Below are 506 nucleotides of genomic sequence, written 5' to 3' on the forward strand. Positions count from 1 at the left end.
GCCGCGCCGGACCTTCAATGAAAAGATGCAGCGGCATGGGCTGACTCGGGAGATGTTCTCGTAGTGCCTGAACGGCCCTCTTCGCGGGCAAGCCTCGCTCCTACAGGGTTTGCGTCGTTTGCAATATTGTCGAGCGACACAAATACCGTAGGAGCGAGGCTTGCCCGCGAAGGGGCCAATGCAAGGGCGAGCCGGAACCGGCCGGCATCGATCCCGGCCAGTCGCTGGCGGCGCAGGCCGAAGCGTTCGAAGCGCATTGCCTGCGCGCGGCGCTGACCCGGCACAAGGGCGACGTGAAAGCGGTACTTGAAGAACTGCAACTGCCGCGCCGGACCTTCAATGAAAAGATGCAGCGGCATGGGCTGACTCGGGAGATGTTCTCGTAGTGCCTGAACGGCCCCCTTCGCGGGCAAGCCTCGCTCCTACAGGGTTTGCGTCGTTTGCAATATTGTCGAGCGACACAAATACCGTAGGAGCGAGGCTTGCCCGCGAAGAGGCCAATGCAA

1 pseudogene is annotated in these 506 nt (G+C 61.9%); it reads left to right on the top strand.

Annotated features, from left to right (window positions below):
• Window positions 1–185: 185 nt before the first annotated feature.
• Window positions 186–386, top strand: a pseudogene (locus AC1ROI_RS33885) (helix-turn-helix domain-containing protein); the annotation flags it as partial.
• Window positions 387–506 lie beyond the last annotated feature (120 nt).

The organism is Pseudomonas sp. GW823-FHT02C02, assembly GCF_058797635.1.